13 protein-coding genes are annotated in these 16,357 nt (G+C 67.2%); 10 read left to right on the top strand and 3 right to left on the bottom strand.

Going from position 1 to position 16,357, the window contains the following annotated elements:
* Position 1: 1 nt before the first annotated feature.
* From H3H55_RS11155 to def, 3 genes are all read left to right on the top strand, one after another.
* Entirely contained in the window at positions 2-1,276 is a 1,275-nt protein-coding gene (locus H3H55_RS11155; RefSeq protein WP_193098634.1) for a cell division protein ZipA C-terminal FtsZ-binding domain-containing protein, read from the top strand.
* A gap of 166 nt (positions 1,277-1,442) precedes the next feature.
* Entirely contained in the window at positions 1,443-3,518 is a 2,076-nt protein-coding gene (ligA, locus tag H3H55_RS11150) for an NAD-dependent DNA ligase LigA (RefSeq protein WP_193098633.1), read from the top strand.
* Positions 3,515-4,048, top strand: coding sequence for a peptide deformylase (gene def, locus H3H55_RS11145; RefSeq protein ID WP_193098632.1), 534 nt, complete (start codon positions 3,515-3,517; stop codon positions 4,046-4,048). The genes ligA and def overlap by 4 nt, the downstream gene beginning before the upstream one ends.
* Before the next feature lie 121 nt (positions 4,049-4,169).
* Here def and H3H55_RS11140 read toward each other — a convergent pair whose 3' ends face one another.
* Genes H3H55_RS11140 through map form a run of 3 tightly spaced genes read right to left on the bottom strand, consistent with a single transcriptional unit; the run spans position 4,170 to position 9,801 of the window.
* Positions 4,170-6,350, bottom strand: coding sequence for a pseudouridine synthase (locus H3H55_RS11140; RefSeq protein ID WP_193098631.1), 2,181 nt, complete (start codon positions 6,348-6,350; stop codon positions 4,170-4,172).
* 16 nt (positions 6,351-6,366) lie between these two features.
* Positions 6,367-8,943 carry a [protein-PII] uridylyltransferase gene (locus H3H55_RS11135; protein ID WP_193098630.1) on the bottom strand — a complete coding sequence of 859 codons (2,577 nt, stop codon included), beginning with the start codon at positions 8,941-8,943 and terminating at the stop codon, positions 6,367-6,369.
* 42 nt (positions 8,944-8,985) lie between these two features.
* The gene (map, locus tag H3H55_RS11130) at positions 8,986-9,801 is read right to left on the bottom strand and encodes a type I methionyl aminopeptidase (RefSeq protein WP_096471205.1); all 816 of its coding nucleotides are present in this window, start codon (positions 9,799-9,801) and stop codon (positions 8,986-8,988) included.
* Positions 9,802-10,180: 379 nt separating this feature from the next.
* Here map and rpsB point away from each other — a divergent pair, with 379 nt between their 5' ends.
* The 7 genes from rpsB (at position 10,181) to H3H55_RS11095 (ending at position 16,346) form a co-directional block, all read left to right on the top strand.
* The gene (gene rpsB, locus H3H55_RS11125) at positions 10,181-10,921 is read left to right on the top strand and encodes a 30S ribosomal protein S2 (RefSeq protein WP_011352461.1); all 741 of its coding nucleotides are present in this window, start codon (positions 10,181-10,183) and stop codon (positions 10,919-10,921) included.
* 162 nt (positions 10,922-11,083) lie between these two features.
* Entirely contained in the window at positions 11,084-11,965 is an 882-nt protein-coding gene (gene tsf / locus H3H55_RS11120) for a translation elongation factor Ts (RefSeq protein ID WP_048248633.1), read from the top strand.
* A 156-nt stretch (positions 11,966-12,121) separates the two neighbouring features.
* Positions 12,122-12,835, top strand: a complete 714-nt coding sequence (gene pyrH, locus H3H55_RS11115; RefSeq protein ID WP_128848396.1) for a UMP kinase — start codon at positions 12,122-12,124, stop codon at positions 12,833-12,835.
* Positions 12,836-12,926: 91 nt separating this feature from the next.
* Entirely contained in the window at positions 12,927-13,487 is a 561-nt protein-coding gene (gene frr / locus H3H55_RS11110) for a ribosome recycling factor (RefSeq protein ID WP_048248629.1), read from the top strand.
* 49 nt (positions 13,488-13,536) lie between these two features.
* Positions 13,537-14,319: a polyprenyl diphosphate synthase gene (gene uppS / locus H3H55_RS11105; protein WP_193098629.1), complete on the top strand. Its 783-nt coding sequence runs from the start codon at positions 13,537-13,539 to the stop codon at positions 14,317-14,319.
* Positions 14,313-15,134: a phosphatidate cytidylyltransferase gene (locus tag H3H55_RS11100; RefSeq protein ID WP_048248624.1), complete on the top strand. Its 822-nt coding sequence runs from the start codon at positions 14,313-14,315 to the stop codon at positions 15,132-15,134. Before uppS ends, H3H55_RS11100 begins: the two co-directional genes overlap by 7 nt.
* A 15-nt stretch (positions 15,135-15,149) precedes the next feature.
* Positions 15,150-16,346, top strand: a complete 1,197-nt coding sequence (locus H3H55_RS11095; RefSeq protein ID WP_129512427.1) for a 1-deoxy-D-xylulose-5-phosphate reductoisomerase — start codon at positions 15,150-15,152, stop codon at positions 16,344-16,346.
* Positions 16,347-16,357 lie beyond the last annotated feature (11 nt).

Genomic DNA, 16,357 nt, shown 5'->3' with positions numbered 1-16,357 from the left:
CATGGACGAGTTGACACTCGGTTTGATCGGCGCGGGCGCCGTCGTGGTGGGCGGCGTCGTGGTCTACAACGCATGGCAGGGCGCGAAGGTGCGGCGCAGGATGCCGCGCCCGATGCCGGAGGAAGCGGCCGAGGCGATGAATCGCCCCGAGCGCGACGAAGATTTGCCGTTCATCGAGCCGGTGCGTCAGCCGGTGCGGCGCGAGCCCGCGGCACCGGTCGCGGCGGCCGTCACGCCGGCCGAAGCCGCGCGCGTCGAGCCGACGTTCGGTGGCGCGGCACCTGCCGACATGCCGGCCGATCTGCAGGCCGAGGCGACCGGTGTCGACCTGTCGTCCGAGTCGACCGAACCGGCCGCCGGTGAAGCAGCGGTGCCTGCCGCCGTGCACGAAGCGTCCGCGGAATCGGCCGACGCATCCGAGCCCGTGCTGCCGGCCGCGACGACGATTTCGTCGGCGCCGCCCGCGATCGTCGATCGCCGGATCGACTGCATCGTGCCGATCCGCCTCGCCGGGCCGCTGCCGGGCGACAAGATCCTGCCGGCCGCGCAGCGGCTGCGCCGTGCCGGCAGCAAGCCGGTGCACATCGAAGGCAAGCCGGACGGCGGCCAGTGGGAACTGCTGCAGAACGGCGTGCGCTACGACGAACTGCGCGCGGCCGCGCAGCTCGCGAACCGCAGCGGCGCACTGAACGAACTCGAATTCTCCGAATTCGTGACGGGCGTCCAGCAGTTCGCGGACGCGATCGACGGCGCGCCGGAATTCCCGGACATGATGGAAACGGTGGCGATGGCGCGCGAGCTCGACGCCTTTGCCGCGCAGTGCGACGCGCAACTGTCGATCAACGTGATGTCGGACGGCGCACCGTGGTCGGCCAACTACGTGCAGGCTGTCGCGTCGCAGGACGGGCTGCTGCTGTCGCGCGACGGCACGCGTTTCGTGAAGCTCGACGCGAAGCAGAACCCCGTGTTCATGCTGCAGTTCGGCGACACGAACTTCCTGCGCGACGACCTCACGTACAAGGGCGGCAACATGATCACGCTGGTGCTCGACGTGCCGGTCGCCGAAGAGGACATCCTGCCGTTCCGGCTGATGTGCGATTACGCGAAGTCGCTGTCGGAACGAATCGGCGCACGGGTCGTCGACGATTCGCGTCGGCCGCTGCCGGAGTCGACGCTGCTGGCGATCGAGCAGCAACTGATGAAGCTGTACGCGAAGCTGGAGGAAGCCGGCATTCCGGCCGGTTCGCCGGTCACGCGCCGCCTCTTCAGCCAGTAACGCGATTGCGCGAACCACGGCCTGCGGCGCCGTCGTTCGCCGTTGCAGCGCACACCTTTCCGTGTGCGCTGCAGCACGCTTGTCGGGCGCGCATTGCACGCCCCGCCACGGCGCCAAACTGAGATAATCGGGCATCCGATTTTCTCAGAACGAATCTGCCGCCAGCATGGCCCGAACCCAAGCCGAACCGCCAGCCAGCCAGCCCGACGCGCGCGCCGCGTGGCTGCGCGATCAACTCGAGCGGGCGAACTACGCCTACTACGTGCTCGACCAGCCGGATCTGCCCGACGCCGAATACGACCGGCTGTTCCGCGAACTGCAGCAGCTCGAAACCGACCATCCCGAACTCGTGACGCCCGACTCGCCGACGCAGCGCGTCGGCGGCGAGGCGGCCGGCGGTTTCACGCCGGTCGTTCACGACGCGCCGATGCTGTCGCTGAACAACGGCTTCGCGGACGAGGACATCGCCGCGTTCGACAAGCGTGTCGCCGACGCGCTCGACAAGACGACCGATCTCGCCGGCTCGGTGACGGAGCCCGTCGAATACGCGTGCGAACTGAAGTTCGACGGCCTCGCGATCTCGCTGCGCTACGAGCGCGGCGTGTTCGTGCAGGCGTCGACGCGCGGCGACGGGACGACCGGCGAGGACGTGACCGGGAACGTGCGCACGATCCGTTCGATTCCGCTGAAGCTGAAGGGGGCGAACGTGCCGGCCGTGCTCGACGTGCGCGGCGAGGTGCTGATGTTCAAGCGCGATTTCGCACGCCTGAACGAACGCCAGCGCGAGGCCGAGCAGCGTGAATTCGCGAACCCGCGCAACGCGGCGGCCGGCAGCCTGCGCCAGCTCGACTCGAAGATCACCGCGCAGCGTCCGCTGTCGTTTTTCGCATACGGAATCGGCGTGCTCGACGGGATGCCGATGCCCGACACGCACAGTGCGCTGCTCGACTGGTACGAGACGCTCGGCCTACCCGTGAACCGCGAGCGCGCGGTCGTGCACGGTGCCGAAGGATTGCTCGACTTCTTCCGCAAGGTCGGCGAGAAGCGCGAGTCGCTGCCGTACGACATCGACGGTGTCGTCTACAAGGTCAACCGGCGCGACGAGCAGGAGCGCCTGGGCTTCGTGTCGCGCGCGCCGCGCTTCGCGCTCGCGCACAAGTTTCCCGCGCAGGAAGCGCTGACGAAGCTCGTCGCGATCGACGTGCAGGTCGGGCGTACCGGCGCGATCACGCCGGTCGCGCGACTCGAGCCCGTGTTCGTCGGCGGCGCGACCGTGACCAACGCGACGCTGCACAACGAGGACGAGGTGCGCCGCAAGGACATCCGGATTGGCGACACCGTGATCGTGCGGCGCGCGGGCGATGTGATTCCGGAAGTGGTCGGCGGGCTGCTCGACCGGCGCCCGGACGATGCGGCCGAATTCGTGATGCCGACCGAGTGCCCGGTATGCGGCTCGAAGATCGAGCGCCTGCCGGACGAGGCGATCGCGCGCTGCACGGGCGGCCTGTTCTGCCCGGCGCAGCGCAAGCAGGCGCTGTGGCACTTCGCGCAGCGCCGCGCGCTCGACATCGACGGGCTCGGCGAGAAGATCATCGACCAGCTCGTCGACCTGAATCTCGTGCGCACGCCGGCCGACCTGTTCAATCTCGGTTTCGCGACGCTCGCGGAGCTCGACCGGTTCGCCGAGAAGTCCGCGCAGAACCTGCTCGATTCGCTCGAGAAGGCCAAGCACACGACGCTCGCGCGCTTCATCTACGGGCTCGGTATCCGCCATGTCGGCGAATCGACCGCGAAGGATCTCGCGAAGCACTTCGGCTCGCTGACGCCGATCATGGACGCGTCGCTCGACGAGTTGCTCGAAGTCAACGACGTCGGGCCGATCGTCGCCGAATCGCTCCACCAGTTTTTCGCGGAAGAGCACAACCGGACCGTGATCGAGCAGTTGCGCGCGCCGGGCAAGGTCACATGGCCGGAAGGGCCGCCCGCGCCGAAGGCGCCGCAAGGCGTGCTGGCGGGCAAGACGGTCGTGCTGACGGGCACGCTGCCGACGCTTACGCGCGATGCCGCGAAGGAGATGCTCGAAGCGGCGGGCGCGAAAGTGGCGGGCTCGGTATCGAAGAAGACGGATTACGTGGTCGCGGGCGCCGAAGCCGGCAGCAAGCTCGTGAAGGCCGAGGAACTCGGCATCCCCGTGCTGGACGAAGACGGCCTGCACCAACTCCTGGAGGGCAATACGCCATGATTCGCGAGATCCTGAAGATGGGCGATCCGCGCCTGCTCGAAATCGCCAAACCGGTCGAGCGGTTCGACACGCCGGAACTGCACGAGATCGTCGCGGACATGTTCGAGACGATGCACCACGCGAACGGTGCCGGCCTGGCCGCGCCGCAGATCGGCATCGGGCTGCAGATCATCATCTTCGGCTTCGGCAACAACAACCGCTACCCGGATGCGCCGCCGGTGCCCGAAACCGTGCTGATCAACCCGAAGATCGAGTACATGCCGCCGGACATGGAAGAGGGCTGGGAAGGTTGCCTGTCGGTGCCGGGCATGCGCGGCGTCGTCAGCCGCTACGCGAAGGTGCGCTACGGCGGCGTCGATCAGTTCGGCCAGAAGATCGATCGCGTCGCCGACGATTTTCATGCGCGCGTCGTCCAGCATGAATACGATCACCTGATCGGCAAGCTGTATCCGATGCGGATTACCGACTTCACGCGCTTCGGCTTCACCGAGGTGCTGTTCCCGGGACTCGATCCGGCCGCCGACGATTGATCGAGATGCGACGCGGCCGGTGTGTTGCCGGTGCGCGGTTTGCCCTGTCCGGTTCGCCGGAAACGAAAAAGCCCGCATGCGCGGGCTTTTTCATTGCATGGCACACATCGTGTGCCTGCGGTCAGAACGTCTCGTCGGCGGACAGATAGCGCCATTGCCCCTGCGGCAGCGCGCCCAGCATCACACGCCCCATCCGCACGCGCTTGAGCCCGATCACGTCGAGGCCGACCAGTTCGCACATGCGGCGGATCTGGCGCTTCTTGCCTTCGCGCAGCACGAAGCGCAGCTGCTCGCCGTTCTGCCAGCTCACCATCGCGGGCTTCAGCGCGACACCGTCGAGTTCGAGGCCGTGGCGCAGCTTCGCGAGCGATTCCGCGGGGAAGTGCTGGTCGATGTCGAGCAGTCGTTCGCCGAAGCGCACCCGCACCAGGTACTCCTTGTCGATGTCCGACTGCTCGCCGATCAGCTGTTTTGCGATCCGGCCGTTCTGCGTCAGCACGAGCAGGCCGGTGGAATCGATGTCGAGCCGGCCGGCCGGCGCGAGCGCGTGCAGGTGCTGCGGCGAGAAGCGCTGCGGCGAGTGGTCGCCGCTCCAGTGGTTCCCGCGCGTGATCAGCACGGCCGCCGGTTCATAACCGTCTTCAGCCTGACCCGACACATAGCCGACCGGCTTGTGCAGCAGGATCGTCACCTGCGCGGCCTGCTCGGCGCTCGCGCGTTCGTCGATCTCGATCTTCTGGTCGGCGCGCACCTTGGTGCCGAGCGTGTCGATGCGTTCGCCGTCGACGAGCACCCAGCCCTTTTCGATCCACTCGTCGGCTTCGCGGCGCGAGCACATGCCGAGTTCGGACATCCGCTTCGACAGGCGCATCAGGCCGGTTTCGTCGCCGTAATCGATGTCGGCTGCCTGGCGCTTGACGGGTTGCGAGGTCTTCAGGCCTGCACCGGTCGAGCGGCGCTCGGTGCCGCTACGCTCGCCAGCGCGTGCGGGGCGAGCCGGGCGGTCGCCAAAGCTGCGCTTCGCGCCTTCGCCTGCTGCCTTGTCGCGATAGGGTGCGCGTGCGCCGCCTTCGCCGGTGCTTGCGCGGCGCGGACGTGCATCGTCTTCGCTGCGACGAGCCGGGCGGTCGGACGGCGTACGGCTGTTGCCGAAGCTGCGCTTCGGACCGTCGCCGGTTGCCTTGTCGCGATAGGGCGTGCGCGCGCCGCCTTCGCCGGCACTTGCGCGGCGCGGACGATCGTCATCGCTGCGACGGGGCGGGCGGTCGGACGGCGTACGGCTGTCGCCGAAGCTGCGCTTCGGGCCGTCGCCGGTTGACTTGTCGCGATAGGGTGCGCGCGGGCCGCCTTCGGCGCCTGCGCGGCGCGGACGTGTATCGTCATCGCTGCGGCGGGGCGGACGGTCGGACGGCGTACGGCTGTCGCCATAGCTGCGCTTCGGGCCTTCGCCAGTTGCCTTGTCGCGATAGGGGGCGCGCGGGCCACCTTCGGCACCTGCGCGGCGCGGACGTGCGTCGTCGTCGCTGCGGCGCGGCGGGCGGTCGCCGAAGCTGCGCTTCGGGCCTTCGCCAGTTGCCTTGTCGCGATAGGGGGCGCGCGGGCCACCTTCGGCACCTGCGCGGCGCGGACGTGCGTCGTCGTCGCTGCGGCGCGGCGGGCGGTCGCCGAAGCTGCGCTTCGGGCCTTCGCCAGCTGCCTTGTCGCGATAGGGTGCGCGCGGGCCGCCTTCGGCACCTGCGCGGCGCGGCCGTGCGTCGTCGTCGCTGCGGCGCGGTGGGCGGTCGCCATAGCTGCGCTTCGCACCTTCACCGGCTGCGTTGTCCCGATAGGGCGCACGCGGGCCGCCTTCGGCACTTGCGCGGCGCGGCCGTGCATCGTCATCGCCGCGACGGGGCGGGCGCGCATCGGGATTGCCGCGGCTGAACGGCTTGTCGCCGCTACGGCGGTCGCCCGTCGGCCGGGCATCGGCGCCGCGATACGGGCGGGACTCGCCGCGCTCGCCACGCGCCGCGGGCTTGCCGTCAGCGCCGCGATAGCTGCTGCGTTCGGCACCGCCGTCGCGCGGCGCACGCTTGGCCGTTGCGCGATCCGCGCCCGGGCGCTCGGCGCCCGCGGCGCCGCGCGGCTTGAACGTGCGTTCGCCGCCGGCAGCCGGGGCCGCCTTTTTCGGGCGCGCCGGCTTGTCTGCCGCGGGCGGCGGGGCGGGGCGCACCGCCTTGCGGGCAACGTGGCTGCCGGAGCGGACGGGTGCGCGGGTCGGCGACGCCGGCTGCGGATTCTTGACGGTGAGTTTGGTGCGCATAAACGCTGGGATTCATTCAGACTGCGATCGCGCGCAGCAATTCGGTTTCGAGCTGGATCTGCAGGCGGTTGTCGGACAAGCCGGCACCCGCGAGCAGGAAGATGTCCTCGACGCGTTCGCCGAGCGTATTGATCCGCGCCGCATGGACGCCGATCCGATGCTCGGCGAGTACGCGCGCGATCGAATAGAGAAGGCCCGGCCGGTCGTTGGCGGACACGGACAGGATGTAGTACTGGCCGCGCTCGTCGGCCCGCAGGTCGACGCGCGGCGTGATCGGAAACGTCCGGGACAGCCTCGACAGGCGGCCCTTGGACGGCTCCGGCAGCGGTGCCGTTTCGGCGAGCCGCGTCGCGAGCTGCTGCTCGACGAGATTCGCGATGTCGCGGTACCGCACGTCACGTTCGGTCTGCGTGACGATGAAGTTGTCGAGCGCATAGCCGTGCCGCGTCGTGCTGACGCGCGCGTCGAGCACCGACAGCCCGTTGCGGTCGAAATACGCGCAGATGCCCGCGAACAGGTCGGGGCGGTCCTTCACGTACACGAGCACCTGCAGCGCGTCGCCGATCGGCGACGGCCGCGCGCGGACGATCGCGGTTTCGGCGTTCACGTGCCGGTACAGCACACGCGTCTGCCACGCGATGTCGGCCGCATCGTGACGCAGGAAGAAGCCGATGTCGAGTTGATCCCACAGCGCGCGGTGCGCGTCGTCGGGCACGGTCTCGAGGCGCAGCAGCGCGAGCGCCTGTTCCTGCCGCGACTTCAGTTCCGAATGCGCGTCCGGGTTGGCGCCGCCGAGCACCGCGAGCGTGATGCGGTACAGGTCCTCGAGCAGCTTGCCCTTCCACGTGTTCCATACCTTCGGGCTCGTGCCGCGGATATCGGCGACGGTCAGCAGGTAGAGCGCGGTGAGGCGTCGTTCGTTGCCGACGAGTTCGGCGAAGCGCTTGATGACTTCGGGGTCGCTCGTGTCCTGCTTCTGCGCGACCTGGCTCATCGTCAGGTGATGCTGGACGAGCCACACGATCAGCGCCGCGTCGTCGCCGGAGACGCCGTGTTCGCGGCAGAAGCGCCGCGCGTCGGCCATCCCGAGCGTCGAGTGGTCGCCGCCGCGGCCCTTCGCGATGTCGTGGAACAGCGCCGCAATATACAGCACCCACGGGCGCTCGAAGTTGCCGATCAACTGGCTGCAGAACGGGTATTCGTGCGCATGCTCGGCGACCGCGAAGCGGCGGATGTTGCGCAACACCATCAGGATGTGCTGATCGACCGTGTACACGTGATACAGGTCGTGCTGCATCTGGCCGACGATGCGGCGGAAGTTCAGCAGGTAACGACCGAGCACGCTCGTCTGGTTCATCAGCCGGAACGCGTGCGTGATCCCTTCGGGCTGCTGCAGGATCAGCATGAACGTGCGGCGGTTCTGCGGATCGCGGCGCCACGCGTTGTTCATGATTTCGCGCGAGTTGTACAGCGCGCGCAGCGTGCGTGCGGACAGGCCCTTCACGCCGCGGGTCGTTTCGTACAGCAGGAACGCTTCGAGGATCGCGTCGGGATGGCGCTCGAACACGCTGTCGTCGACGATCTCGAGCATCCCCTGCTTCTCGACGAAGCGATCGGGCGACAGCACGCGCGTGATGCCGCTCGTCGCGGGGAACAGCTGCGCCTCGATGTTCTGGATCAGTATTGTCGCGAGCTGCGTGACGGCTTTCGCGGCCCAGTAATAACGGCGCATCAGCTGTTCGCTCGCACGCTTGGCCTGCGTCGGCTGGTAGCCGAAGCTCTCGGCCGCCTGCGTCTGCAGGTCGAAGACGAGCATGTCCTGGCGGCGGCCGGCGATCACGTGCAGCCGTGCGCGCAGCGTCTTCAGGAAGCCTTCGTTGCGGCGCAGCTCGCGCGCTTCGCGTTCGGAAATGAGGCCGCGCGTGTCGAGCTCGCGCCAGCTGCTGCCGAAACCCGCCGCGCGTGCGATCCACAGGATCGTCTGCAGGTCGCGCAGCCCGCCGGGGCTTTCCTTCACGTTCGGTTCGAGGCTGTACGGCGTGTCCTGGAACTTCGCGTGGCGCTGGCGCATCTCGAGCACTTTCGCGGTGTAGAACGCGCGGGCGTCGAGTGCCTCGTGGTAGCGCACCGTGAAGCGCTCGAACAATGCGGTGCTGCCGACGATGCGGCGTGCTTCCAGCAGGGACGTCTGTACCGTGACGTCCTGCGACGCCTCCTCGATGCACTGCGCGACCGTGCGCACGCTGCTGCCGATCTCGAGGCCGAGATCCCACGCCATCCCGATGAAGCGTTCGATGCGCGCATCGAGCGCCGGGTCGTGCGCATCGGGCAGCAGCACGAGGATGTCGACGTCGGAATAGGGCGCGAGCTCGCCGCGCCCGTAGCCGCCGACGGCGACGAGCGCGAGTGTCGCGGGCAGCCCGCATTCGTCCCACACGCGCTTCAATGCGTCGTCGGTGAGTTTCGACAGCGCGTGCATCAGCGACGCGACGTTCGTCGCGCGGCGAAAGCGCTCGAGCATGTCGGTCTTGGCGGCCTTGAATTCGGCGCGTCGCGACAGCGCTTCGGGAGAGGGGGCGGCGTGAGCGCTCATGGGCGGCCGTTCAGGTGCGGGCGGGGGCGGGCGCGACGGCGCTCAGACCGCGGCGGCCGGTTGCGCGAACACGGGGCGCGCCGGCGTGCCGGCCGACACGGTCAGCACGTCGTAGCCGGTTTCGGTGACGAGCACCGTGTGCTCCCACTGCGCGGACAGGCTGCGATCGCGCGTCTTGACCGTCCACTGGTCGGGCATCGTGCGGATGTCGCGCTTGCCGGCGTTGATCATCGGCTCGATCGTGAAGATCATCCCGGGCTTCAGCTCGATGCCCGTGCCCGGCCGGCCGTAATGGACGACCTGCGGGTCCTCGTGGAACACCGTGCCGATGCCGTGGCCGCAGTATTCGCGCACGACGCTGTAGCCCTGTGCTTCCGCGTGCTTCTGGATCGCGTAGCCGATGTCGCCGAGGTGCGCGCCGGGCTTGACCTGGTCGATGCCGAGCCACATGCACTCGTAGGTGGTCTGCACGAGGCGCTTCGCGAGGATCGAACCCTCGCCGACGATGAACATCCGGCTCGTGTCGCCGAAGTAGCCGTTCTTGATCACGGTGACGTCGATGTTCAGCGCGTCGCCGTTCTTGATCACCTTCTCGCCGGGAATGCCGTGGCAAATCACGTCGTTGACGGAGATGCAGGTGGCCTTCGGGTACGGCGGGTAGCCGGGCGGCTGGTAGTTCAGCGGCGCGGGGATCGTGCCCTGCTCGTTGAGCATGAACTCGTGGCAGAGGCGATCGAGTTCGGCGGTCGTGATGCCCGCGACGACGTGCGGCGTGATGAAGTCGAGCACTTCGCTCGCGAGACGGCAGGCGACGCGCATCTCGGCGATATCGTGTTCGTTTTTGAGCGTAATAGCCATCGAGGTATGCCTGGAATGCGGTGAATTGACGGATTATCGCACCTTATGGCGGGCCTCGCAGCCCCTGCCGGCCGCGCGGATGCGGGTTTTCGCGGATTGTCCGGCCGGCTGCCGCGCGGCAAGCGAAAGTGGTGCGCGACTTGAGAGCGGACAAATCGGCGTGCTATACTCTTTGGCTAAGTCGATATCCAAATGCTGAGTTTTCCCCATCTTGGGGCGGCATCGCGGTGAAAGGCTTACGGCACGGGCATTCCGCACGTGCCGAATCGCAAGCCGGCGCAACCAGGGTGCCGGCCGCGCTGAATTCGACGCCCTTCGGGGCAGGTTCGCGCGGCGGTACGGCAGCCGGCTTAAGACCCAACCCTCGTGGAGAATTTACATGGCAGTTACGATGCGCCAAATGCTGGAAGCGGGTGTCCACTTCGGTCACCAGACGCGCTTCTGGAACCCGAAGATGGCTCCGTTCATTTTCGGTCACCGCAACAAGATTCACATCATCAACCTCGAAAAGACGCTGCCGATGTTCACGGACGCACAGAAGTACGTGCGTCAGCTGGCGGCGAACCGCGGCACGATCCTGTTCGTCGGTACGAAGCGCCAGTCGCGCGACACGATCGCTCAGGAAGCGCAGCGCGCAGGCATGCCGTACGTCAACGCACGCTGGCTCGGCGGCATGATGACGAACTTCAAGACGCTGAAGGTATCGATCAAGCGCCTGAAGGACATGGAAGCAGCCGTCGAATCGGGCGAAACCGAGAAGATGAGCAAGAAGGAAGCGCTGCTGTTCGAACGTGAGATCGCCAAGCTGCAAAAGTCGATCGGTGGCGTGAAGGACATGGGCGGCATTCCGGACGCGATCTTCGTCGTCGACGTCGGCTACCACAAGATTGCCGTCACGGAAGCGAACAAGCTGGGCGTGCCGGTCATCGCCGTGGTCGATACGAACCACTCGCCGGAAGGTGTGGACTACGTGATCCCGGGCAACGACGACTCGAGCAAGGCAGTCGCGCTGTACGCTGAAGGCGTGGCCGACGCGATCCTCGAAGGCCGTGCGAACGCGGTCAACGAAGTGGTCCAGGCAGCGCGCGGCGACGACGAGTACGTCGAGGAAAACGCGTAACTGGCCCCGAGCCGGCGCAAAAAGGGGGCTCTCAACAGGCCCCCTTTTTTTAAGCTTGTGCGCCGGACCTGATCGCGCCGAATCGGCGCGGGTCCGGAAACGAATCTCGGCCGTTCGCGTCAAAGCGGGCGGCGTTGTGAATACAGACTCAAGGAGCGAATGATGGCGGCAATTACCGCAAGCATGGTGGCAGAACTGCGCGCAAAGACCGACGCACCGATGATGGAGTGCAAGAAGGCGCTGACGGAAGCCGACGGCGATCTGGCCAAGGCTGAAGAGCTGCTGCGCGTCAAGCTCGGCAACAAGGCGAGCAAGGCGGCATCGCGCGTGACGGCCGAAGGCGTCGTCGCATCGTTCGTCGGCGGCAACGCAGGCGCGCTGGTCGAACTGAACTGCGAAACCGACTTCGTCGCGAAGAACGACGACTTCCTCGCGTTCTCGAAGACGGTCGCCGAACTCGTCGCGACGCAGAACCCGGCCGACGTGGCCGCGCTGTCGGCGCTGCCGCTCGAAGGCTCGACGGTCGACGCAGTGCGCCTGGCACTGGTCGGCAAGATCGGCGAGAACGTGTCGATCCGCCGTTTCGTCCGTTTCGAAACCGCGAACAAGATCGCGACGTACCTGCACGGCGCGCGTATCGGCGTGATCGTCGAGTACACGGGTGGCGAAGAGCAAGTCGGCAAGGACGTCGCGATGCACATCGCGGCAATGAAGCCGGTCGCGCTGTCGTCGGCCGATGTTCCGGCCGAGCTGATCGAGACGGAGCGCCGCGTGGCCGAGCAGAAGGCTGCGGAATCGGGCAAGCCGGCCGAGATCGTCGCGAAGATGGTCGACGGTAGCGTCCAGAAGTACCTGAAGGAAGTGTCGCTGCTGAACCAGACGTTCGTGAAGAACGACAAGCAGACGATCGAGCAGATGCTGAAGGCAGCGAATGCCGCAGTGCAAAAGTTCGCGCTGTTCGTCGTCGGCGAAGGCATCGAGAAGCGCCAGGACGACTTCGCCGCCGAAGTGGCCGCGCAAGTCGCAGCAGCAAAGCAGCAGTAAGCAGTCAGGCAGTATCCGCGGCGGGCGTCCGCTCCGCCGCGGTCGGCGCCGCCGCCGGCCGGCCGGGAAACCCGGTCCGACCGTCGGCGCTTGCCCGAATCAGTATTTCGCCCCTACAGTTCGTGGTTGTCATCCTCTCGTCGCTCGGAAGCCCCTATGTCCAATGCCTATAAACGCGTCCTCCTCAAACTCTCCGGCGAAGCGCTGATGGGCGACGATGCCTTTGGCATCAATCGCGCGACGATCGAACGGATGGTGGCCGATATCGCCGAAGTCGTGCGTCTCGGGACGCAGCTTGCGGTCGTGATCGGCGGCGGTAATATTTTCCGCGGTGTCGCGGGTGGCGCAGCCGGCATGGACCGCGCGACCGCCGACTACATGGGGATGCTCGCGACGATGATGAACGCGCTGGCGCTGCAGGACGCGATGCGCCATGCCGGCATCGAGGCGCGCGTGCAGTCCGCGCTGCGGATGGACCAGGTCGTCGAGCCGTACATCCGGCCGCGCGCGATCCGTCAGCTCGAGGAAGGCCGCGTCGTGATCTTCGCGGCCGGCACGGGCAACCCGTTCTTCACGACGGACACGGCCGCCGCGCTGCGCGGTTCGGAAGTGGGCGCCGAGGTCGTACTGAAGGCGACCAAGGTCGATGGCGTATATTCTGCCGATCCGAAGAAGGATCCGGCGGCCACGCGCTACACGACGATCAGCTTCGACGAGGCGATCAGCCGCAACCTGCAGGTGATGGACGCGACGGCCTTTGCGCTGTGCCGCGACCAGAAGCTGCCGATTCGCGTGTTTTCGATCAACAAGCCGGGCGCGCTCAAGCGCATCGTGCTGGGCGAGGACGAAGGTACGCTCGTCCACGTGTAAACTCCCGCGGATGCGGGTCGTCGGCCCTGGTGCGCATGGTGCGCCGGGCAGTGCCCGCGTTTTTTGAAGGTTTGAAGGTTCGGAGGTTGAAATGAGTGTCGCTGATACCAAGAAGGGCGTCGAGCAGAAGATGCAGCGCTCGATCGATGCATTCAAGAGCGATCTGGCGAAGATCCGTACGGGCCGTGCGCACACCGGCATGCTCGATCACGTGCAGGTCGACTACTACGGGTCGATGGTGCCGATTTCGCAGGTTGCCAACATGACGCTCGTCGACGCGCGCACGATCGGTGTGCAGCCGTGGGAAAAGCCGATGGTCGCGAAGGTCGAGAAGGCCATTCGCGAAGCCGATCTCGGCCTGAACCCGGCAACGTCCGGCGACCTGATCCGCGTGCCGATGCCCGCGCTGACGGAAGAGCGCCGCCGCGAGCTGACCAAGGTCGTCAAGAGCGAAGGCGAAACGGCCAAGGTCGCGATCCGCAACCTGCGCCGCGACGCGAACGAAGCGCTCAAGAAGCTCGTGAAGGACAAGGAAATCTCGGAAGACGACGAGCGCCGTGCGAGCGACGACGTGCAAAAGCTGACCGACAAGCACGTGGCCGAAATCGACAAGCTCGTGCAAAGCAAGGAAGCCGAGATCATGACGGTCTGACGACCGTCCTCGCGCGCCGCCTTCTTCCCGCATTACTGTCTCAACGGCCATGACCTATACCAGCTCTACCGTTCGCGTGCCTGACGTCGGCGTCGTGCCGCGTCATATCGCGATCATCATGGACGGCAACGGCCGTTGGGCGACCGAACGCCGCTTGCCGCGCGTCGCGGGGCATACCCGCGGCGTCGATGCCGTACGGGCAGTGGTCGAAGGCTGTGCGCGCGCCGGCGTCGAATACCTGACGCTGTTCGCGTTCAGTTCGGAAAACTGGCGCCGGCCGAACGACGAAGTGTCGTTCCTGATGCGGCTGTTCATCACCGCGCTCGAGCGCGAGGTCGGCAAGCTGCATGCGAACGGGATCCGCCTGCGTGTCGTGGGCGATCTCGATCGCTTCGAGCCGCGCATTCGCGAACTGATTCGCCGCGCCGAAACCAAGACGGCGCGCAATACCCGTCTTACGCTCACCATCGCGGCCAACTACGGCGGCCGGTGGGACATCCTGCAGGCGACGAAGAAACTCGTCGAGCAGGCCGTGCGCGAGGGTCGCGAGGTCGAAGTGACCGAGGACACGTTCGCGCCGCACCTGGCGATGGCCTATGCGCCGGAGCCGGATCTCTTCATCCGTACCGGCGGCGAGCAGCGCGTCAGCAACTTCCTGCTGTGGCAGCTCGCGTACGCCGAATTCTATTTCACCGACAAATACTGGCCGGATTTCGACGGCGCGGCGCTGGCCGACGCAATGGCGTCGTATACCGAGCGCGAGCGCCGTTTCGGGCGCACGAGTGCGCAGCTCGAACCGCAATCGCAGAACGCCGATTCCCTTTCATGCTGAAAACCCGTGTGATCACGGCGCTCGTGATGCTGGCGGTGCTGCTGCCGGTGACGCTGTTTGCGCCGCTCGGCGCGTTCGGGGCGCTGATCGGCGCCGTGCTCGTGTTTGCCGCGTGGGAGTGGGCGCGCCTGCTGAAGCTCGGCGGCGCCGGCCCGGTCGTCTATGCGGTCGTCGCGGCGCTTGCGCTGGCGGCTACCACGCCGCTCGGCATCGACGTGGCTTCGTCCCGTCCCCTTTTCATGGCGGCCGGCGTGTTCTGGCTGCTGGTCGGTCCGTTCGCGCTGCGGCGCAAGCCCGAACTCGCGGGCGGCGTGTGGCGGCCGTTCCTGCTGGCAGCCGGCCTCGTGGTGTTCGCGGCCTGCTGGCATGCGCTCGTCGCGGCGCGTGCGCAGGGCGTGCCATTCGTGCTGTCGCTGCTTCTGGTCGTCTGGCTGGCCGATATCGGTGCATACTTCGCGGGCAAAGCCTTCGGAAAGCGTAAACTGGCCATTACGATCAGTCCCGGGAAAAGCTGGGAAGGCGCGATCGGCGGCTGGCTCGCGGTCATGCTCGTCGCCGGCGTCGCGATGGTTGCGCACGCGTTCGAGCCGACCCTGTTTTCTGCATTCGCCGCGCGCTACGGTATGCCCGGTGCATGGGCCGCGCTGACGCTGCTGGTCGCGTACAGCGTGATCGGCGACCTGTTCGAGTCGCTGCTGAAGCGGCAGGCGGGCGTGAAGGATTCGAGCGGACTGCTGCCGGGCCATGGTGGCGTGCTCGACCGTGTCGACGCGCTGCTGCCGGTGTTGCCGCTCGCGATGCTGCTGCTTGGTTAAACCACTATCTCTGTTATGCAAAAACGTCTGACATTGCTCGGTTCCACGGGCTCGATCGGAGACAGCACGCTCGACGTGGTCGCGCGCCACCCCGAACGATTCTCGGTCTACGCGCTGACCGCGCACCGCAACGGCGACAAGCTCGTCGAGCAGTGTCTGCGCTTCGCGCCTGAAGTGGCGGTGGTCGGCGATGCCGCGACGGCCGCGCAAGTCGACGCGAAGCTGCGCGCGGCGGGCAGCAAGACGACCGTGCTGCACGGGCCGCAGGCGCTCGTCGACGTGTCGAAGAGCGACGGCTGCGACACCGTGGTCGCGGCGATCGTCGGCGCGGCCGGCCTCGCGCCGAGCCTCGCGGCCGCGCGTGCGGGCAAGCGGATCCTGCTGGCGAACAAGGAGGCGCTCGTGATGTCGGGCGCGATCTTCATGGACGCCGTGCGCGACCATGGCGCGATCCTGCTGCCGGTCGACAGCGAACACAACGCGATTTTCCAGTGCATGCCGCGCGATGCGGCCGAGCACGGCGGGATCTCGAAGATCATCCTGACCGCGTCGGGCGGCCCGTTCCGCACGCGCGAGCCGGCCACGCTGGTCGACGTGACGCCGGACGAGGCGTGCAAGCACCCGAACTGGGTGATGGGCCGCAAGATCTCGGTCGATTCCGCGACGATGATGAACAAGGGCCTCGAGGTGATCGAGGCGCACTGGATCTTCGGGCTGCCGGGCGACCGGATCGACGTGCTGATCCACCCGCAGAGCGTGATCCACTCGCTCGTGTCGTACCGCGACGGCTCGGTGCTTGCCCAGCTCGGCAACCCCGACATGCGCACGCCGATCGCGCACGCGCTCGCGTTCCCCGATCGCGTCGATGCGGGCGTCGACCAGCTCGACCTCGCGCAGATCGCCCAGCTGTCGTTCGAAAAGCCCGATTACGCGCGCTTCCCGTGCCTCGCGCTGGCGCTGAAGGCGCTTGAGGAAGGCGGTATCGCGAGCGCGGCATTGAACGCGGCGAACGAAGTTGCGGTCGAAGCGTTTCTCGAGCGCCGGATTGGCTTCATGGCGATCGCGGCAACGGTCGACGCCGTGCTCAACGCGCTGCCGAACCGTGCACCCGACGGGCTCGACGACGTCCTGGCGGCGGATGCCGAGGCACGCCGCCTCGCTGCCGCGATCATTGCAAAAGCGCCTGCGCCCCGCGTGGAACGTACTGTCTGAATGGAGTGCTC

This window comes from Burkholderia sp. Z1, from assembly GCF_014893795.1.
Taxonomy (GTDB): Bacteria; Pseudomonadota; Gammaproteobacteria; order Burkholderiales; family Burkholderiaceae; genus Burkholderia; species Burkholderia theae.
This window is presented reverse-complemented; position numbering and strand designations above follow the sequence as displayed.